Genomic DNA, 18,530 nt, shown 5'->3' on the forward strand with positions numbered 1-18,530 from the left:
AAATCGTCACAACTTGCGGCTCGTCACGTGCAGATATTGAAATGTGTTGTGGAGGTGGTACACTATTTTGGACTTAGTTTAAGTAAAAGGTTGCCATGGCTTTAGTAATTACCGGTCCAACGAGGATTTTCTTTCCTCCGAACACGGACACATTTTCTGTGGACTACAACTCCAGCAAGCCAGCATCTTGGTTTGTATCTGTAACAGATGACGGACTTCTTTCCCCTTCAGATTACTCGGTTACGATTTCCAGTGCTGGTTTACTAACAGTGGACCTGCAGCCGGGGGTTATTGTTCCCCCAAATACAACTCTGAGTTTGATCGTCAGAGCCTCCAGCGGGCCTGGAAATGGCAACAATGCCTCGATTGGGGTAACCGTTAGGTTGCCCGCTGGAACGGTGCCGTGTTTCGTGAAAGGGACATTGATTGAAACTGAAAGTGGCTGTCGCGCTGTTGAGGAACTCGCTGTTGGTGACAAAGTGCGTGCTTCCAGTGGTGAACTGCTACGCATCGAGTGGATCGGAGAGAAGACCCTGCAGGCAGAAGCTTTGAAGCGAAACCCCCAGTTACGTCCGGTTTGCATTCAGAAAGGTGCATTCGGAAAAGGACTGCCTGACCGAGATTTGTACGTTTCTCCACAACATAGGATTGTCGTGGAGGGTTGGCGCGCAGAGTTGCTGTTTGGAGAGCCAAAAGTTTTCGCCGCGGCAGTTCATCTCGTTAACGATCATACAATTCGCCAAGTAAATACTTATGATCCCGTTACATACTACCATATTGCTTGCTGTCGCCACGCGATACTGTTGTCGAATGGTTTGCCAACTGAAAGTTTGTTTTTAGGTGAAATGGCGGTGATGTCCTTCGATCGGGAAGATGCCGAGGAACTCCGTGAGCTATTTCCCGAACTGCGAAACGCGGCACCCGCTTTTGAGCAAACGCGCGTACGTTGCCTAAAACGCCCCGAAGCTGCTGCGTTACGCGATACGTTCGCGCACTGAACCCACTACCTAAAATTCCGGCTGTCCTTGATCTGATCCCACGCCCAGACAACCTCTTGCAACTGCTCTTCCTGAGAACGGTCGCCGCCGTTCATATCGGGGTGCAACACCTTGATCAGCTTTTTATAGGTCTTTCGGATTTCGGCCTTGGACCAGCTGTCATTGGCTTCCAGAATCTCGATAGCGCGACGTTCGGTTGGGGGCAGGCGGCGGCCGCCTCCGCCTGTAGTGCGCCCTTTGTTCTGGGTACTGTTCGCGCCCAGCACCTGGTGCGGGTCTTCGATTCCCAAACGGGCCCAGGCACGTGCCTCGGGATCGCCCATGGGTTTGGTTTCACGCTCCCAGACTTTGTCCTTAGACTGTTGAGCATTCATTTCGGCCTCGGTCGTGCCGTCGAAGAAATTCCATTTCTGGTTATACTCGCGCACATGCTGCTGGCAGAACCAGAAGAAATCATCCAAAACATCCGGTGCTTTCGGGGCCCGAAATTTACCAGGCTCTTCACAGCCCTCATGGTCACAGATTCGCACCGAAGTTTCAGACGCGCCAGACATACCACGCCGTCCACGCGGGTTTTTTTTCTTCGCGCTGGAGACGGACATATCGAATCCAAATGGGTCTGATTTCGTCATGCTATGATCCTTAAGAACGCATCTTCTCGACTCGGAGGCAGCAGTTTAGTCTAAGCAGCCGAAAGTAGAAGAGGGGGGCGGTAATATTTTTGCCGCTGAGCGTAAAAATGACCGTGACCGAAGAAATGCGAAGCCGCCTGCAATCGGCGTTTGATCCACATGAGCTTGAAATCGTTGACGACAGCGAAAGCCACCGCGGGCATGCCGGATTCCAAGAAGGTGGTGAAAGCCATTTCAACATCCGAATCCGCGCGGCTGCATTCGAGGGGCAATCTCGCGTTGCCCGCCACCGCGCAGTGCACAAAGCGCTTGGAGATATCGTGCCGCGGATCCATGCTTTGGCATTGGATATCGGTGTTTAGGCAGGCTTTTGTAACGCGGCCCGGAACGGTCGCACCCCTGCAGCGAAGACAATTCGCGGGTTTTGCCGTGATCGTTCAGAGATTGGCACAGGGTCGCGGGTTGGATAGGTGAAAGCCGGTCGGTAATTTTTCGGTGTTTTGGTGATTTCGACCGGTTTCTTGCAGTGATGGCAACAAATCAGGAAATTCAGTCTGAATGTGAAAACATTCCATGCATAACAGTTGCTCGAACGCGGGCCCTAATCTACCCTCCATTGACGGGATGTTTTTCAGGTATTTGGTTTTGAGAGTTCTTTTTGTGCAGGCTGGATTTGGGCCTGGGGGGGCAGAGAAAGTAATCGCCATGGTTTCAGGGCATTTTGCCCGGCGCAGTTGTGCTGTTCACGTTACCGGTTTTCAGATGCCGACCGATGGTCCCTATTTCCCGATGCATCTCGATGTTGAACTCAGCGTTGCAGAAAAGGCGACGGGACAGGCGTCACGTATTACGCATATCCGCTCTGTCATAAAGAAATTCCGACCGGACGTTGTAATCTCATTCCTGACCAAGGTGAATGTTCAGACTCTTCTGGCCAGCGTTGGAACCGGGATTCCCGTTATCATTTCTGAACGCAACAATCCGCTGCGACAGGACGCACATCCCCTTTGGGCACCGCTTCAGGGGATTGCGGGGATAAAGGCAGCAAAGGTTGTCGGGCTGACACATCGCGGATTGGCGGATCTTCCCTTCACTTTGCGCAAGAAGGGGATGGTTATTCCGAACCCGATCCTCCCCTTTGAGCGAGTTGAATCCTCTGGCACGAGGCGGGGTGTGCAACTGGTCGCAGTTGGCCGCCTCGTTAGGCAAAAGGGGTTCGACATGCTGCTGCAGGCGATGCAGCGCATTCATTCCCAAGCTCCAGATACCAGGCTGATTATCTATGGTGAGGGCAGCGAGCGGGAAAATCTGCAGAAACTGCGCGATGATCTGGGGCTACAGTCGGTTGCTCGGCTGCCGGGCAATACGATCGAGGTCGGGGAATGGGCGCAGCGTGCGGACATTCTGGTAGCGACCTCGCGGTTCGAAGGGTTTCACAATGTCGTCGCTGAGGCGGCGGTCAGCGGGATACCGGTCGTGTCTTTCGATTGCGACTACGGTCCGTCAGAGTTTATTCAAAACGGACGGAACGGATATCTGGTTCCCGTCAACGATGTCAGTGGTTTGGAACAGGCAGTGCTGAAGCTGATCCATGAACCCGACCTCAGGGCGCAGATGTCCAAGGTGTCACCTACGCTAAAGGCCGATCTGTCCCCAGATCAGGTCTTTGCCCAATGGGACACGCTAATTCGCGACGTCACGAGCTGAGATTCAAAACGCTACTCCTGACAGCCGTTTTTTTTGACAGGCCCGGTTAGGGCAATCAGGTTTTTTGACCTTCAGTCTCTGCAGTTTCGTCTTCCGATTTTTCTGTTTCAGCACCTTTCAGCGACAAAGGCGGCTCTTTGGCCTGTTCTGCAATGGGGGCCGGGGCCTGAACGGTATCGGGACCAGGAACAGGTTGAGCAAGAGCAACGCCATCCTTCGTTTCGGTCGGGCCAGGTGTCGGGGCAACAGGCACATCAATTTCACGGCGAAATATCAGCACATTGCGCCAGTTCACGGTGCTGCCGGTCAGGCCGGAGCGTTCCTCGCTGGGCAACAACTCGGCGCGTTGATATTCCCAGCCATCCTGCCCCATCTGGTTTAGCACTTGTTCAATAGAAGCAGCGAAACGTCTCTCGGCTGACTTTTCACCCTTGGTCTTGGCAGACTTTTGGGGGGAAGGGACAACTTTGTATTCGTAGCGGGGCATCGGAATTCCTACCTGTAAGTTCCGGGTAATCTAGCAGGTTGATCACAATGGGAAAGTCATCATAGCGCGGCGGGCGAATTCCGGCACATCTGCTGGTGCGGGCCTGGTGCCACAAATGACAAGCGGCGGGACTTTGCGCAAAGGCTAAAGTCCCGCCGCCGAAATCAGTAAAATCGAAAGATCTACGATCCCAGTTTCTTGGCAATCAGCTCGTTGACGGCCTTGGGATTGGCCTTGCCACCAGTCGCCTTCATCACTTGACCAACGAACCAGCCGGCCAGTTTCGGGTTTACCTTGGCCTTCTCGACCTGTGCCGGATTGGCGGCGATGATCTCGTCCAAAGCGGCCTCGATCGCGCCCGTGTCCGTCACCTGCTTCATGCCGCGGTCTTCGACGATCTGCGCCGGATCTCCGCCTTCGGTATAGACGATTTCGAACAGGTCCTTGGCGATCTTGCCCGAGATCGCGTCCGAGGAAATCAGGTCGATGATGCCGCCAAGCTGTGCAGGTGAAACCGGCGAGTCGGTGATCTCGTGATCTTCCTTTTTCAGGCGGCCAAACAGTTCGTTAATGACCCAGTTTGCAGCCAGTTTGCCATTGCGACCCTGCGCGACCTCTTCGAAATAGGCAGCCGATTCAACATCAGCTGTCAGCACCGATGCGTCATAGTCCGTCAGTCCGAACGTGCTGATAAAACGCGCTTTTTTATCGTCAGGCAGCTCGGGCAGGTTGGCGGCGATGTCGTCAACCCAGGCCTGCTCGATCTCTAGCGGCAGCAGGTCAGGGTCAGGGAAGTAGCGATAGTCATGCGCTTCTTCCTTGGACCGCATCGAACGCGTCTCGCCCTTGTCCGGGTCATACAGGCGGGTTTCCTGATCGACCTTGCCACCACCTTCGACGATGGCGATCTGGCGGCGGGCCTCGACCTCAATGGCTTGCTGGATGAAGCGCATCGAGTTCATGTTCTTGATCTCACAACGGGTGCCCAGATGCGAGAAATCCTGTGTTTCCTGATACTTTTCATAGGCCCCCGGCAAACAGATCGAGACGTTCACGTCTGCCCGCAAATTGCCGTTCTGCATGTTGCCATCACAGGTGCCCAGATAGCGCAGGATCTGACGCAACTTGGCGATATAGGCGGCGGCCTCTTCCGGGCCGCGAATGTCGGGGCGGCTGACGATCTCCATCAGGCAAACACCGGTTCGGTTCAGGTCGACGAAGGACATATGCGGGTCCATGTCGTGGATCGACTTGCCCGCGTCCTGTTCCATGTGGATGCGTTCGATCCGCACCATGCGCGCGGTGCCGTCGCCCATCTCGACCAAAACTTCACCTTCGCCGACAATAGGCTGATAAAGCTGGGAAATCTGATAACCCTGCGGAAGGTCGGGGTAGAAATAATTCTTGCGGTCAAAAGCCGATTTCAGGTTGATATCGGCTTTCAGGCCCAACCCAGTGCGCACGGCCTGTTCGACGCAATATTCGTTGATCACCGGCAGCATCCCCGGCATTGCCGCGTCCACAAAGGCCACGTTCGAGTTCGGCTCGGCCCCGAATTGGGTCGACGCGCCAGAGAACAGCTTGGCATTGGACGAGACCTGCGCATGCACCTCCATCCCGATTACCAGTTCCCAATCGTGCTTGGCCCCGGCAATGGTTTTGGGCTTAGGCATTTCGTATGTCAGGTCGAGCATGGCGCGCCTCATTTCCGCAGAAGTCTAAGCCTGCGTATTAGGCCCGGCGCGCCAAAGGGGCAAGGGGGAATCAGTGTCCGGACAGGTGCAACCCTGTCGGAGTAAAGGTCACATCCATGCCGCTGCGCAGTTCCTCGCGAAACAGGTCGCCGATTGCCCGCAACGCATCGCGGTGCCCGCGGGCTGCAAACCGTTCGGGCGAGTTGATGCGGACCGAGTTATTGAACCCTTGTGCCGCATGGGCCCAGATCAGCGGATGCAGTTCGGTCAGGTGATCACGGATCAGCCAGTTGGCCGCGTCGTGGATCTGAGCGCGCACCGCGTCGGCCTTTTCATTCCCCCCAAGGCCGTTCTGGATGGTTATCGCACAATAGGCAGCCAGCATATTGACCATCTGCTGGTCGGGGCGGTTGCGCAGTATATCGTGCAAACCCTGCAGGAAGTATTCGATATCCAGCCGTGCGCAGGCTTCGTCGTCTAGGGCGATGGCATCAAACTGGACCCAAGTGTAGCCACCGGCGCCCCAAAGGTCATGGGTACGGGCTGCATTGCGCAGGGCCTGAACCTCAAGCTCTTCATAGCTGCCGAACCAGCGTGGCAGCAGATGAGTGCCCATTGCACGCATATGGCGTTGGTTATGCGGGTCCAACGTAATCAACTGTTCATACTGATCAGCCACGCGCAGATTGGACTTGCGCTGACCTGCCAGCAGAGCACAGCCAACAGCCGCAACCAGCGCATTGTTGGGCGCGGCTTCGCGGCATTTTGGCAGGATATCGGCCGCGCGGTCGAAATGGGCGGTGCAGCGAGACCGGTGCAAGGGGGGAAGAACTGCGTTTGTCGCAGTGCCGCGCCACGCCCAGGCCAGGTCAATATGCGCCATAGCCACAACAAGGGCGATCATCGGATCATCCTCATGCGCCCGCATTTCATCCTCTAGCTCAGAAATTCCGCCAAGAAGATCATAGTCTGACAATGCCCGATAATCGGACAGAGCGTGTTCGACCGCCAGCACTACATCGGACCGAGCGCCGAATGCCAGCAAATCCGCGATTGGCATCCCATCGGGCGCAGTTTCGCGCGCTTCATCGGCGGCACGCATCTTTGCAGAAAGGTCTGCCCACCGATCCTGGCGGGCCAGATCGCGGCCAAGTTCGATGACGTCCTGACCGATCAGTTCATTGGCCGAGACATTTGCGACGGGGATATTTACCGAACCCTGATCTGGCAAAGCAGCGGCCAGCACTGCATCGGCGGCGTCGAAATCTGACGCAACTTTCAAGGATGGATGTGGAACGCGGGCCTTTTGGGCCATCAGAAACCGGAACATGCTTACACTCGAAACAAAAAAAATCGTAACCTAGCTTTAAAGACTGGCCTCTATTTGGCTCAAATTCAAGCTACAACCGTCTTATTGTCGCTTTGTTCCGGTCAATGCGCCCTGAGGCTCGGGATCGTTTCAAAATGGGCCGAAATGATGCCGTTCAACCTTTAGACCAGCCTCTTTCAGGCGGGACTCGAGTTCCTTATGCGGAGGGGTCGACTCATCGGGCAGGCGAATCCGCTTTTCCGAGGTCAGCACCAGCGACATGCGCACCGAGAAATCCCAGCGTGTATCCAGACGCACATGGTCGATTTCGCTCAATCTTACGCCAGCCTCGCGCTGCCCCGAGAACCACCGCAGCCCATCCTGATCCAGCCGGAGCCCCGAACGGGTGTTTTGTGCAAAGTCCCATAATGCGGGCAGGGTGAACAGGGCCAGCAGGCCAATCAGCCACCAGACGGCATCAAAGGCGATGAACAACACCGCCAGCGCGGAATAGACCGACAGCAGAATGGCGATGACCTGCGGTGACCTGTTATGCCGTGTATAGGAATAGGGGGTCATGCGTTCAGGATGCGCGTCACCATTTCGGTCGTGTCCCGTGAAAGGTCTGGCGTTTCGGCGATGCGGGTCAGCTGGTTGCGGATAAGGGCTTGGCGATCTGCGTCATACCGCTTCCACGTCTGGAATGCCGAACACATCCGCGCCGTGGTCTGCGGATTGACCGGATCCAGTTTGATCAGCCAGTCCGCCAGCAGAGAATAACCAGCTCCATCAGCACGGTGGAAACCGGCGTGATTCGTCGCCAATGCCCCTAGAACAGCCCGGAAACGGTTCGGGTTCTTCCAGTTGAAATCCGGATGCCCGGTCAGGTGGCTTACGATATCTGCAGTCTCTGCCGGGGCTGACATCGCCACCTGCAGGCCGAACCATTTGTCCATCACCAGCCGGTCATCTTGCCACCGGTCATAAAACGCGTTCAGTTCCTGTTCCCCTTTGCCCGCACGCAACAGGCAGGACAAAGCCGAAAGCTGAAGGGTCATGTTATCGGCGCGCTGATAATCCTCGGCCGCTTTTGCACCCCCGTCCAGCCGTGAGGTCAACGCCAGTGCGGCCCCACCCAGAGCCCGCTGGCCGGCTTGTTCTGCGTCCGGGCTAAAGGCGGCTTCGATGCTGGTTTCGCTGTGCAGGCGGGGCAGCAGATCCTGAACGTGCTGGGCCGTTACCTGCCGCAGCGTTTCAACAGCGGTCCAAATGGCCACCGGGTCGGGCGTGACACCCTGTTCATGCATCATCGCAGCAAGTTCAGATTGGGACGGCAACCCCAGCATCAAGGCACGATAAGACGGGTCAAGATCGCTGTCGCGCAATACGGCGAGGATGCCATCGAGGTAATCCGTTTCCGGTGCCGCATCCGTCAAGATCATCTTGATCAGCGTGTCTTCGGCTAAAGATCGCCCCGCCTGCCAGCGGTTGAACGGGTCGCTGTCATGAGCCAGCAAAAAGGCCCGCTCAGCGCTGCTCTGGTCATGTTCCAGAATCACAGGGGCCGAGAAATCGCGCAGGATTGAGGCCGTGGGTTTGGGCGGATTGGCACCGGACACGCGTTCCGGTCCTTCGCAACCCTGCAAGCGCCAGCCTTCTACTGTGTATACGAAAGCAAAGCTTTGGGTTTCCTGCGTGAACTCCAGAATGGTTGTGGGCATGGTTTCATCCCCGTTCGCGCCGATCAGCCCGACCGCAACGGGGATAACCTGCGGCAGTTTTTCTGACTGTCCGGGGGTCGGGTCGGTGCGCTGTCTCAGCGTCAAGGTGTAGATGCCATCAGTCCATTCTTCGGTCACCGATACGCGCGGGGTGCCAGACTGGCTGTACCAGCGTTTGAACTGGGTCAGGTCGCGACCTGTGGTGTCTTCAAACACCTTGATCCAGTCCTCGATGGTGCAGGCCTGACCGTCATGCCGATCAAAATACAGCTCCAGCGCCTGCGCATAGGCCTCGTCACCTACCAGACGTTTCAGCATGCCGATCACCTCGGCGCCTTTTTCGTAGACCGTCGCGGTGTAGAAGTTGTTGATCTCCTGAAAGCTCTCTGGCCTTACCGGATGTGAAAGCGGGCCGTTATCCTCGGCGAATTGGCGCGCCCGCAGGTCGATGGCATCGTGGATACGTTTGACCGGGGCCGAGCGCATGTCCGAGGTGAACTGCGCATCGCGGTACACCGTCAGACCTTCTTTCAAGCACAGCTGAAACCAGTCGCGGCAGGTGATGCGGTTGCCAGTCCAGTTGTGGAAATACTCATGCGCGATGATCGCCTCGATCCGTTCGAAATTCATATCGGTGGATGTCTCAGGGCTGGCCAGCACGGCGGACGAGTTGAAAATGTTCAGACCCTTGTTTTCCATCGCCCCCATGTTGAAATCATCGACGGCGACGATGTTAAAGACATCCAGGTCATATTCGCGGCCATAGACGTCCTCGTCCCATTTCATCGACTTCTTCAGCGCCTCCATACCGAAGGCGCATTTTCCCTCATCGCCCGGGCGCACCCACAGGTTCAGTTCAACCTCGCGGCCCGATTTGGTTGTGAACTGACCGGGATGTGTAATCAGGTCGCCTGCGACAAGGGCGAACAGATAGGCGGGTTTGGGCCAGGGGTCATTCCATTCGGCCCAGCCATCCCCCTTGCCGGTCGGGTTGCCGTTCGACAGCAGAACCGGCAACGCGCCGTTAATGCGTACGGTGAAGATCGACATCACGTCGGGCCGGTCGGGATAGAAGGTGATCTTGCGAAACCCCTCGGCCTCGCATTGGGTGCAATACATGCCGTTCGACATGTAGAGCCCCTCAAGCGCAGTGTTGTTGCCTGGGTCGATTTCGACTTCGGCTTCCCAGACAAATGCCGCGTCGGGGACAACCGCTGTCAGGCCGGTCTCTGTGACGTCTGGAGTGATCTCAACCCCGTCAACAGTAGCACGGATCAGTTTCAGTTGCTCACCATGCAGGAAAAACTGACGGTCTAAGGCATCAGGATTGGGCCGGAAGGCGATGCGCGAAGTCACTCGGGTCGCATTTGGGGCCAGATCAAAGGTCAGATGTACGCTGTCCACCAGATAACCAAACGGTGTGTAGTCTTTCAGATAGATCGTCGTGGGGGCTGCGTCGCGCATCGGTGGCCTCGAATGGGTTGGTATCAGGCGCGACGTTATGGGTTGCTGCGATGGGCTGCAAGCGGTGCAAGTAAGCTTGCTCAATAGGCGATAAGCATCTGTCGATGTCGAAGTGGCCTGACGACCAAAGACCCAAACTGACCAAGACATGTTGCCTATCGGAAATATCCGCCCTAATTGGGGCCTGTATACAACGGCGTACATACGAGGGAATGTGGCATGAGCAGCAGACAGATGCGGAGCGGACTCAAGGTCGACGGGATTCTGACCGAATTCATAGAAGGGCATGCTCTGTTTGGAACAGGCGTTGCGGCTGACACCTTCTGGAACGGGCTTGCGCAAATGGTTCACGAGTTGGGTCCAAAGAACCGTACACTTTTGGCAAAGCGGGCCGATATCCAAGCGCGCATCGATGCCTGGCATCTGGAAAACAATGGCCAGCCGCATAATGCTGTCGCCTATCAGGATTTCCTGCGCGAGATCGGCTACTTGGTGGCTGAAGGCGGGGATTTTCAGATCGAAACCGACAATGTCGATCCCGAGATCGCGTTGATTCCCGGTCCTCAGCTGGTGGTTCCTATTACCAATGCGCGTTTTGCACTGAACGCTGCCAATGCGCGCTGGGGCAGCTTGTATGACGCGCTTTATGGCACCGATGCGATGGGCGATCTTCCCGTCGGTGGTAGTTATGATGATGCGCGCGGAGCACGTGTGATTGCTTGGGCCAAAGCGTTTCTGGACGATGCCGCCCCGCTGGCCAGCGGATCGTGGGCTGAAATGTCAGAACTGCGCGTTGAAAATGGGGTTCTGGTGCCTGCGCTGGCAGATGCAGCGCAGTTTGTGGGTTTTGGCGGTGCCGCTGAAAACCCGGACTTTGTTCTGCTGAAGAACAACGGTTTGCATGTCAAAATCGTGATTGACGCTTCCAGCACCATTGGCGCCACCGACCTGGCCGGTATTGCTGACGTGCATCTTGAATCGGCGCTGTCGACGATCATGGACTGCGAAGATTCAGTCGCCTGTGTGGATGCCGAGGACAAGGTGGTTGCCTATGGCAACTGGCTGGGCCTGATGAAGGGTGATCTGACCGAAGAGGTCAGCAAAGGCGGCACGACTTTTACACGCAAACTGTCCGATGACCTGACCTTTACCGCGGCGGACGGTGGCGCTGGTGTTCTTAAGGGCCGGTCGCTGATGCTGGTCCGCAATGTGGGGCACCTGATGACCAACCCCGCCGTTCTGGATGCCGAAGGGCGCGAGATCGGCGAAGGTCTGATGGACGCGCTGTGCACCACTCTGATTGCGATGCACGACCTGCAGCGCGATGGCGGCAACTCGGTCACTGGTTCGGTCTACGTGGTAAAGCCCAAGATGCACGGACCTGAAGAGGTTGCCTTTGCCGTCGAAATTTTCGATATGGTTGAGGACATCCTCGGCCTGCCGCGCAACACCGTTAAGCTCGGTATTATGGATGAAGAGCGCCGCACCTCGGCGAACCTTAAGGAATGTATCCGCGCCGCCAAATCGCGCGTGGCCTTCATCAACACCGGCTTTCTGGACCGGACCGGGGATGAGATCCACACCTCGATGGAGGCAGGACCAATGCTGCCCAAGGGCGACATCAAGAACACGCCGTGGATTGCGTCTTATGAAGATCGCAATGTTGATATCGGTCTGGCATGTGGCTTGAAGGGCAAGGCACAGATTGGCAAAGGCATGTGGGCGATGCCCGACCGTATGGGTGACATGCTGGACGCCAAGATCGGTCACCCGAAATCGGGTGCAACTTGCGCCTGGGTGCCGTCGCCGACTGCCGCGACACTGCACGCAACACATTATCATAAGGTCAACGTCCTAGAGCGCCAGGACGAATTGGCTGCCGGTGGCGCACGTGGTACGCTGGATGATCTGCTGACCGTGCCTTTGCTGGGCGGCCGAAACCTCAGCGATGATGAGATTGCGCGTGAGATCGAAAACAACGCGCAAGGCATCCTGGGCTATGTGGTTCGCTGGGTCGATCAAGGCGTTGGCTGTTCGAAAGTGCCGGACATCAATGATGTTGGCCTGATGGAAGACCGTGCCACCTGCCGGATTTCGTCTCAGGCCTTGGCCAACTGGCTGCATCATGGCACTGTCGATGAGGCGCAAGTCATGGCCGCGATGCGGAAAATGGCCGTAGTGGTCGATCGGCAGAATGATAGCGATCCGGCGTATCGCCCAATGGCTCCCGGTTTCGACGGGATCGCCTTCCAGGCGGCCTGTGATTTGGTTTTCAAAGGCCGTGTTCAGCCTTCGGGTTATACCGAACCTGTCCTGCACGCCCGCCGACTGGAGATGAAAGCCAGCCTTTAACCCAACAGAAATGACTGGATCGAATATGGTAATTTCTTTGCGCAAAGCCCGTACCCTTATCCGCAAAGCCCTTGAAAAAGGGCGCGAGTTGGGGCTGAAACCCCTCTCGGTCATCGTTCTTGATGCTGGTGGCCACGTCATCGCGTTTGAGCGTGAAGACGGTGCTGCCCCTGGTCGTTTTGCGATTGCGCAGGGCAAGGCCTACGGCTCGGTCATGCTGGGGATGGCGGGCACAGCCCAGATGCAACGCGCCGAGGCGCAGGCCTATTTCATGGCCGCCGTAAACGGTGTTTATGGCGGTCAGGTCGTGCCGGTTCCGGGCGGTGTTCTGCTGCGTGACCGAAAAGGTGCCGTAATCGGCGCAGTCGGTGTGACCGGCGACACGTCGGATAACGACGCCATCGCTGCCATGGCCGGGATCGAAGCGGCCGGGCTGACTGGCGAAGTTTGACCTTTGGTGAACTCGGAGAGCCGGCAAAGGCTCTCCGATCTTTACGAGGGACAAGCGGCGCGCAAAGCGAATAGGGCCTATTCGGCGGTGGTCCGATCAGGCCCCTTGTTGTGCAGGGGTGAACAGAGACTTGCGCTGACACACAGGCTATGTGCTATTGCGCGCCTGTGACCCTGTCGATACCTTTCCCAGAACGTGCGGAAAGAACTAGGAAAGAATAATGGCTCGACCTGTCGTCGGTATCATCGGCAATTCATATTTGATGAACGATCAATATCCGACTCATGCCGGCGGCACGATGAACTCGGACGCCGTGGCCAATGTCTCGGGTTGCTTGCCGATGCTGATCCCTGCCGACCCGCGGTATGTCTGTGTCGAGGAACTGCTTGAGGTCTGTGATGGTTTCCTGCTGACAGGGGGGCGTCCCAATGTTCACCCCGAGGAATATGGCGAACCCGCAACCGAAGCGCACGGTGATTTCGACCGGGCTCGCGATGCGATCACGTTACCCTTGGTGCGGGCCTGTGTCGAAAGAGGGCAGCCCTTTTTCGGCATCTGCCGCGGCTTTCAGGAGGTCAACGTGGCCATGGGCGGAACACTTTATCCAGAAATCCGGAATTTGCCGGGGCGAATGAACCACCGGATGCCACCCGACGGCACGTTGGAAGAAAAATTTGCCCTGCGCCATGTGGTCAGCCTGACCGAGGGCGGCGTGTTTCATCGGTTGATGGGCGCTGCCGAGGTGATGACCAACACGCTGCACGGGCAGGGGATCAAAACGGTTGGACATCGCATTGTGATTGACGGCGCTGCACCAGACGGCACGCCCGAGGCGATTTATGTGCAGGACGCGCCCGGTTTCACGCTGTCGGTGCAATGGCACCCGGAATGGGACGCGGTCAATGACCCTGTCTCGCGGCCGCTCTTTGAGGCGTTTGGCGATGCGGCACGCGACTGGTCCGCAGGAGTGCGATCGGGATTGGTTAAACAAACCGCCTGAGTCCCTGCGCCGGCCCTGATTGAAGGGACCGGCGCTTTGCTATCAAACCAGCAGATCGAATTGGTTGATCAACGGCAAGCTGCGGGCGCGCTTGCCGGTAAGGTCGAATAGGGCGTTGCCAAGTGCTGGCATCGACGGAGGCGTGCCCGGTTCACCCACACCACCCAGATGGCGATTGGTTTCCAGAATGCGGACCTCGGTCACCGGGGCATTATGCATCCGCAGTGCGTCATAGTCGGGGAAGTTAAATTGCTCGACCTCACCGTCGGCGAAGGTGATCTCACCCATCACGGCTGCTGACAGGCCATAGATCATGCCACCGAACATCTGCGCTTCGACCGTTCCCGGATCCAAAGCAAGACCCACATCACAGGCAATCCACGCTTTTGCGATGCGAATGGTGCCGTCCTCATCGACCACCTCGATCACTTGCGCTACCGGGGTGCCAAAGCTGTAGGACATTGCTACGCCACGACCAACACCGGCAGGCGTATCACCCGTCCAACCTGACATTTCCTTGACGGCTTGCAGGACAGCTGCCGAAGGCGCGTGCTCGTTTTGGGCCAACTCAAGACGGAACTTCAGCGGGTCGCGACCGGCGACCAGGGCCAGCTCGTCCATGAATGTCTCGTGGAAGAACCCGTTATGGCTATTGCCGACCGAGCGCCAGAACCCCACAGGTACATCCAGATCGGCGATGTGGCCGCTGACGCGGTAGTTCGGCACGGCATAGGGCTGGTTAAAAAGACCTTCGACCAGGGCCTTGTCGGGGCCAGCGCCGGGCAGGCCCGATATGCGTTCCACGGCCTGCTGTGTGCAGGATTGCGATGCAACCTTGGCGTCGATCAGAACTGCCTTGCCGTCTTTGACCGCGCCGCGCATCCGCGCCAGCGCGCCGGGGCGGTAGAAATCGTGGCGCATGTCCTCTTCACGGCTCCAGGTGGTCTGGACCGGAGTATTGGGCATGGCCATGGCGACCTTGGTTGCGATTTCGATGAAATCCAGCTCTCCGCGACGACCAAATCCGCCACCAAGATAGGTGGTGTGAATCTCGACCACTTCTTTATCCAGATTCGCCGTGTTTGCAGCGCGGGTCAGAAGGAAGGTCGGCGCCTGGTTGCCACACCACAGCTCGAGCTTGGAACCAGTGAACAGCGCGGTGGCGTTCATCGGTTCCATCGTGGAATGCGCCAGATAGGGCACCTGATATTCAGCGGTAATTTCGGTGGCCCCTTCGGGCAAGGTTTCAACATCGCCATCGTCGCGCATTGTCGAATTTGGCGAGTCGTCAAACGCCTCGGCAATTTTTGCGAATATACCGTCAGTATCCGGCGGGTAGGGAGCGTCGGCCCAATCGACGTCTATGGCCTCAACCGCTTGAATGGCCAGCCAGGTGTTATTGGCAATAACGGCCACGCCGTTGCCCAGATCGACCACCTTTTCCACGCCGGGCATGGATTCCGCGGTGCTGGCGTCAAAGCCGTTCATCGCACCGCCCAGTTTCGGGTTCATCCGAACAGAGGCGAATTTCAGTCCCTCGGGGCGCACGTCAATGCCGAACTCAGCCGTGCCCGTAGATTTTCCAACCATGTCGACTCGTGGCAGATTCTGTCCCAGCAAACGCCAGTCTGAGGGATCGCGCAGCTCGACCTGCATGGGTTCGATCTGCCCGGCGGCCTCAGCCAGTTCGGTATAGGGAATGCGCGTCCCGTCCGGCGCGATCACGGCGCCGTTTTCGGTCTTCAACTGGTCACGCTCCAGGCCCAGACGATCAGCCGCTGCTTGTTTCAGCGTTTCCCGGGCTGTGGCCCCGGCTTCGCGCAAGCGTTCGAACCCATCGCGCATCGAGGTCGAGCCGCCTGTGACCTGCAGACTGACAACCTTGCCCAGAACGCCCAACGACTGTGCCAGATTGTGCTGGAAATTCGAGATGTCATATCCCTTGTTCGGCAGGCTCTCACCCAAAATGGCCGAGTTGTAATAGGCGGCTGCCGCAGGCCCGTGAAGGACCCGGATATCGTCCAATTCGACGTCCAGTTCTTCGGCAATTAGGGCTGCCCAAGTGGTCATTACGCCCTGTCCCATCTCGGCACGTGGCGCGAACAGGGTTACGCCCTGCTGATCAATCAGGATGAACGGGCTAAGCGCGGTTTCCCCATCGCCAGGCTTCAGCGGGTTGGCTGCCGGGCGGCTGACATAATAGGCGCCAAACGCGACGCCGCCAACAATGGCGGCTGAGCCGATGAGAAACGTGCGGCGAAGAATTTTTCCTACGGAGGCCATCGCTTATGCCTCCTTCAGTCTGGAGGCTGCGTCATGGATCGCGGCACGGATACGGGGATAGGTGCCGCAGCGGCACAGATTGCCCTGCATCGCATCGTCTATGTCCTGATCCGTGGGGCTGGGGTTCTCGGCCAATAGCGCGGCGGCTTGCATGACCTGACCCGATTGGCAATAACCGCATTGCGCAACCTGATGGTCAATCCAGGCCTGCTGTATCTTGGCCATCGCGTCCGGGCTGCCCAGACCTTCGATTGTGGTGACGTCACCCCAGACATCGGACAAGGCAACCTGGCAAGAGCGCACGGCTTCTCCGTCTATATGAACAGTACAGGCGCCGCATGCCGCAACCCCGCAGCCAAACTTGGTGCCGGTCAGTCCGATCTCGTCGCGCAGAACCCATAAAAGGGGGACATCCTCGGGTAGATCGACCTCATATGACGTCCCATTTATCTTTAAGCTGGCCGTCATAGCTGCGTCTCCCTCTTGGCATTTAGTGACGTTCTGACATAAATGGGTGTGAGTGTCAGAGTGTCAACTGACAAATTGAGTGAAAAGTGTCAAAAGGTTCAGATGAGAGATTTCGTGCTAGACGCAAAGTGCCTTGCCATACTGGATTCGGCGCGTAAGGCATTCGCGGCTTACGGATTTAAAAAGACGTCGATGGATGAAATCGCAAAGGGCGTGGGGATCTCGCGCCCGGCATTGTATCTGTATTTCGACAACAAAGAGGCGATCCTGCGCAGACTCACCGAGTTGCACTATGAGGAGAAGATCGAAGCCGTTACGAAAGCCTTGCAGGCAGATGGCTCGGTTTCGCAGATCATCGGCCAGGCAATCCACGTGCAGACCGATGGTATGGCTCAGATCATGTCCTCTCCACACGGGATGGAACTGTTGGATGCAGGAAAGTCGCTGGCCTCGGATATCATCACGCAGGGCGAGGCCCGGCTGCAATCTTTATATACCGGGTGGCTACAGAAAGAAGCGTCGAATGATCGTGTCCGTTTGTTTGATGGCGCAAGAGAGACTGCGGAGACCATTGCCTCTGCGCTGCGGGGAAACAAAATCAGCGCGACGGATTTTCAAGAATTTGACCGGATGAACTCGAACCTTGCCGCCATGATTGGTGCAGCGTTGGAAATCAGGTAACCCGCTGTCTGACTTTGTATTCCGGTGCGTCCCATAACCGGTTGGTCATGATGTCGGCCAGAATGTCCACCGCGCCGTTTACATCCTGCTCGTCGATATAAAGCGGGGTGAACCCAAAGCGCATGATGTCCGGAGCGCGGAAATCACCGATCACGCCGCGCGCGATCAAGGCCTGCATTGCGGCATAGCCATCGGCGAAACGGAATGAAACCTGACTGCCACGCTGCGCAGGGTCGCGGGGGCTGGCCAGTTTCAGGTCAGGGCAGGTGGCCTCGACGCCCGAAATAAACAGCTCGGTCAGTTCGATTGACTTGGCGCGCACGTCCATGATGTTGGCCATGTCCCAGATGTCCATCGCCGCAGACAGCGCGGTCATCTGGATGATCGGAGGTGTGCCGACACGCATCCGCTCGATACCCTGTCCGGGGCGGTAATCCAGATCGAACGTGAACGGGGCTTCATGGCCCAGCCACCCGGATAATGCAGGGCGCACGCGATCCGCATGGCGGGGCGCCACATAGATGAACGCCGGCGCGCCGGGGCCTCCGTTCAGATACTTATAGCTGCAGCCAACGGCAAAATCCGCTTTGCAACTGGACAGCTCAACCGGGATCGCCCCTGCGGAATGGGCCAAATCCCAAACGGTTATTGTGCCGTTCGCATGAGCCTGTTCCGTCAGCGCCTTCATGTCATGGATCCGGCCAGACCGGTAATCGACCTCGGTCAGCATCAGAACCGCGACGTCTTTGGTGATGTTTTCGGCAACATCCTCGGGTGCGACCACCCGTAATTCGTATTCCGATCCGAGTGAACGCAGCAGACCGTCGACCATATAAAGGTCCGAAGGGAAATTGCCGCTATCAGACAGCACAACCTTGCGGTCGGGGCAAAGCTCCAGCGCCGAGGCAACAGCCTGATAGACCTTGATCGACAGGGTATCGCCGGTCACGATGGTACCCGGTTCCGCACCGATCAACCGTCCGATACGGTCGCCAAGCCCGGTCGGAAGCCCCATCCACCCGGCCTTGTTCCAACCGGTGATCAGCATTTGACCCCATTCGTGTGTCATCATTCCACTCACCCGCTCGGCGGCAGCACGTGGCAATGGGCCAAGCGAGTTGCCGTCCAGATAAATGGTTCCATTCGGCAGATCGAACATGGCTTTGGTTGCAGCGAAATCAGTCATGGAGGTCCTGTGCAGAATTCTGACAAATGTCTGACTAAAGGGCTATCTGATCAGTTCTGCCGTGTCTACGCGTTCGGCCGAAAATGCACAGATGCGA

General features: G+C 57.3%; 16 protein-coding genes. 7 read left to right on the plus strand and 9 right to left on the minus strand.

Annotated features, from left to right (window positions below):
- The first annotated feature begins 95 nt into the window (after positions 1-95).
- A complete protein-coding gene (locus tag AC2FFF_RS08435) occupies positions 96-998 on the plus strand; it encodes a Hint domain-containing protein (RefSeq protein ID WP_142634979.1) in 903 nt (300 codons plus the stop codon).
- 5 nt (positions 999-1,003) lie between these two features.
- Here the strand turns inward: AC2FFF_RS08435 and AC2FFF_RS08440 are convergent, their stop codons facing one another.
- On the minus strand, positions 1,004-1,630 hold the full coding sequence (locus AC2FFF_RS08440) for a J domain-containing protein (protein WP_142634977.1): 627 nt from the start codon (positions 1,628-1,630) through the stop codon (positions 1,004-1,006).
- Positions 1,631-1,737: 107 nt separating this feature from the next.
- Between AC2FFF_RS08440 and AC2FFF_RS08445 the strand changes: the two genes are divergently transcribed.
- Together AC2FFF_RS08445 and AC2FFF_RS08450 are read left to right on the plus strand one after the other, a co-directional pair.
- Positions 1,738-1,992 carry a BolA family protein gene (locus AC2FFF_RS08445; protein WP_142634975.1) on the plus strand — a complete coding sequence of 85 codons (255 nt, stop codon included), beginning with the start codon at positions 1,738-1,740 and terminating at the stop codon, positions 1,990-1,992.
- A gap of 400 nt (positions 1,993-2,392) precedes the next feature.
- Positions 2,393-3,337 (plus strand): glycosyltransferase family 4 protein, encoded by a 945-nt coding sequence (locus AC2FFF_RS08450; RefSeq protein ID WP_496882915.1) that lies wholly within the window; start codon positions 2,393-2,395, stop codon positions 3,335-3,337.
- A 55-nt stretch (positions 3,338-3,392) separates the two neighbouring features.
- Here the strand turns inward: AC2FFF_RS08450 and AC2FFF_RS08455 are convergent, their stop codons facing one another.
- The 5 genes from AC2FFF_RS08455 to pepN all read right to left on the minus strand — a co-directional run bounded on the left by AC2FFF_RS08455 (position 3,393) and on the right by pepN (position 10,012).
- Positions 3,393-3,824, minus strand: a complete 432-nt coding sequence (locus tag AC2FFF_RS08455) for a DUF4177 domain-containing protein (protein WP_271950245.1) — start codon at positions 3,822-3,824, stop codon at positions 3,393-3,395.
- A gap of 182 nt (positions 3,825-4,006) precedes the next feature.
- On the minus strand, positions 4,007-5,518 hold the full coding sequence (gene gatB / locus AC2FFF_RS08460) for an Asp-tRNA(Asn)/Glu-tRNA(Gln) amidotransferase subunit GatB (RefSeq protein ID WP_271950243.1): 1,512 nt from the start codon (positions 5,516-5,518) through the stop codon (positions 4,007-4,009).
- 70 nt (positions 5,519-5,588) lie between these two features.
- Positions 5,589-6,800 carry a hypothetical protein gene (locus AC2FFF_RS08465; protein WP_281972786.1) on the minus strand — a complete coding sequence of 404 codons (1,212 nt, stop codon included), beginning with the start codon at positions 6,798-6,800 and terminating at the stop codon, positions 5,589-5,591.
- Positions 6,801-6,977: 177 nt separating this feature from the next.
- A complete protein-coding gene (locus AC2FFF_RS08470; RefSeq protein ID WP_496882916.1) occupies positions 6,978-7,406 on the minus strand; it encodes a hypothetical protein in 429 nt (142 codons plus the stop codon).
- Positions 7,403-10,012 carry an aminopeptidase N gene (gene pepN / locus AC2FFF_RS08475; protein ID WP_496750670.1) on the minus strand — a complete coding sequence of 870 codons (2,610 nt, stop codon included), beginning with the start codon at positions 10,010-10,012 and terminating at the stop codon, positions 7,403-7,405. The genes AC2FFF_RS08470 and pepN overlap by 4 nt, the downstream gene beginning before the upstream one ends.
- Before the next feature lie 219 nt (positions 10,013-10,231).
- Between pepN and AC2FFF_RS08480 the strand changes: the two genes are divergently transcribed.
- The 3 genes from AC2FFF_RS08480 to AC2FFF_RS08490 all read left to right on the plus strand — a co-directional run bounded on the left by AC2FFF_RS08480 (position 10,232) and on the right by AC2FFF_RS08490 (position 13,815).
- A complete protein-coding gene (locus AC2FFF_RS08480; protein WP_281972788.1) occupies positions 10,232-12,364 on the plus strand; it encodes a malate synthase G in 2,133 nt (710 codons plus the stop codon).
- 25 nt (positions 12,365-12,389) lie between these two features.
- Positions 12,390-12,815, plus strand: coding sequence for a GlcG/HbpS family heme-binding protein (locus AC2FFF_RS08485; RefSeq protein WP_271950308.1), 426 nt, complete (start codon positions 12,390-12,392; stop codon positions 12,813-12,815).
- Between the two features lie 220 nt (positions 12,816-13,035).
- Positions 13,036-13,815, plus strand: a complete 780-nt coding sequence (locus tag AC2FFF_RS08490) for a gamma-glutamyl-gamma-aminobutyrate hydrolase family protein (RefSeq protein WP_281972789.1) — start codon at positions 13,036-13,038, stop codon at positions 13,813-13,815.
- 42 nt (positions 13,816-13,857) lie between these two features.
- On the opposite strand, the gene AC2FFF_RS08495 is transcribed toward AC2FFF_RS08490, so the two are convergent.
- Positions 13,858-16,098: a xanthine dehydrogenase family protein molybdopterin-binding subunit gene (locus tag AC2FFF_RS08495; RefSeq protein ID WP_281972790.1), complete on the minus strand. Its 2,241-nt coding sequence runs from the start codon at positions 16,096-16,098 to the stop codon at positions 13,858-13,860.
- Between the two features lie 3 nt (positions 16,099-16,101).
- Complete coding sequence (locus tag AC2FFF_RS08500) at positions 16,102-16,566, minus strand: (2Fe-2S)-binding protein (RefSeq protein ID WP_282021435.1); 465 nt, start codon at positions 16,564-16,566, stop codon at positions 16,102-16,104.
- A 102-nt stretch (positions 16,567-16,668) separates the two neighbouring features.
- On the opposite strand from AC2FFF_RS08500, the gene AC2FFF_RS08505 reads away from it, so the two are divergent.
- Positions 16,669-17,247 carry a TetR/AcrR family transcriptional regulator gene (locus tag AC2FFF_RS08505; protein WP_496677534.1) on the plus strand — a complete coding sequence of 193 codons (579 nt, stop codon included), beginning with the start codon at positions 16,669-16,671 and terminating at the stop codon, positions 17,245-17,247.
- Here the strand turns inward: AC2FFF_RS08505 and kynU are convergent.
- Positions 17,240-18,433: a kynureninase gene (gene kynU / locus AC2FFF_RS08510; protein WP_281972793.1), complete on the minus strand. Its 1,194-nt coding sequence runs from the start codon at positions 18,431-18,433 to the stop codon at positions 17,240-17,242. The genes AC2FFF_RS08505 and kynU overlap by 8 nt on opposite strands.
- Positions 18,434-18,530: the final 97 nt, after the last annotated feature.

The sequence above is a fragment of the Ruegeria sp. YTSA226 genome (assembly GCF_059609905.1).

Excerpts from the sequence above, each read along its gene's own strand:
- AC2FFF_RS08455 (WP_271950245.1), bottom strand. The coding sequence starts at position 3,824 with ATGCCCCGCTACGAATACAAAGTTGTCCCTTCCCCCCAAAAGTCTGCC.
- AC2FFF_RS08480 (WP_281972788.1), top strand. The coding sequence starts at position 10,232 with ATGAGCAGCAGACAGATGCGGAGCGGACTCAAGGTCGACGGGATTCTG.
- AC2FFF_RS08495 (WP_281972790.1), bottom strand. The coding sequence starts at position 16,098 with ATGGCCTCCGTAGGAAAAATTCTTCGCCGCACGTTTCTCATCGGCTCA.
- AC2FFF_RS08440 (WP_142634977.1), bottom strand. The coding sequence starts at position 1,630 with ATGACGAAATCAGACCCATTTGGATTCGATATGTCCGTCTCCAGCGCG.
- gatB (WP_271950243.1), bottom strand. The coding sequence starts at position 5,518 with ATGCTCGACCTGACATACGAAATGCCTAAGCCCAAAACCATTGCCGGG.
- AC2FFF_RS08490 (WP_281972789.1), top strand. The coding sequence starts at position 13,036 with ATGGCTCGACCTGTCGTCGGTATCATCGGCAATTCATATTTGATGAAC.
- AC2FFF_RS08450 (WP_496882915.1), top strand. The coding sequence starts at position 2,393 with ATGCCGACCGATGGTCCCTATTTCCCGATGCATCTCGATGTTGAACTC.
- pepN (WP_496750670.1), bottom strand. The coding sequence starts at position 10,012 with ATGCGCGACGCAGCCCCCACGACGATCTATCTGAAAGACTACACACCG.
- AC2FFF_RS08470 (WP_496882916.1), bottom strand. The coding sequence starts at position 7,406 with ATGACCCCCTATTCCTATACACGGCATAACAGGTCACCGCAGGTCATC.
- AC2FFF_RS08505 (WP_496677534.1), top strand. The coding sequence starts at position 16,669 with ATGAGAGATTTCGTGCTAGACGCAAAGTGCCTTGCCATACTGGATTCG.
- AC2FFF_RS08445 (WP_142634975.1), top strand. The coding sequence starts at position 1,738 with ATGACCGTGACCGAAGAAATGCGAAGCCGCCTGCAATCGGCGTTTGAT.
- kynU (WP_281972793.1), bottom strand. The coding sequence starts at position 18,433 with ATGACTGATTTCGCTGCAACCAAAGCCATGTTCGATCTGCCGAATGGA.
- AC2FFF_RS08500 (WP_282021435.1), bottom strand. The coding sequence starts at position 16,566 with ATGACGGCCAGCTTAAAGATAAATGGGACGTCATATGAGGTCGATCTA.
- AC2FFF_RS08485 (WP_271950308.1), top strand. The coding sequence starts at position 12,390 with ATGGTAATTTCTTTGCGCAAAGCCCGTACCCTTATCCGCAAAGCCCTT.
- AC2FFF_RS08435 (WP_142634979.1), top strand. The coding sequence starts at position 96 with ATGGCTTTAGTAATTACCGGTCCAACGAGGATTTTCTTTCCTCCGAAC.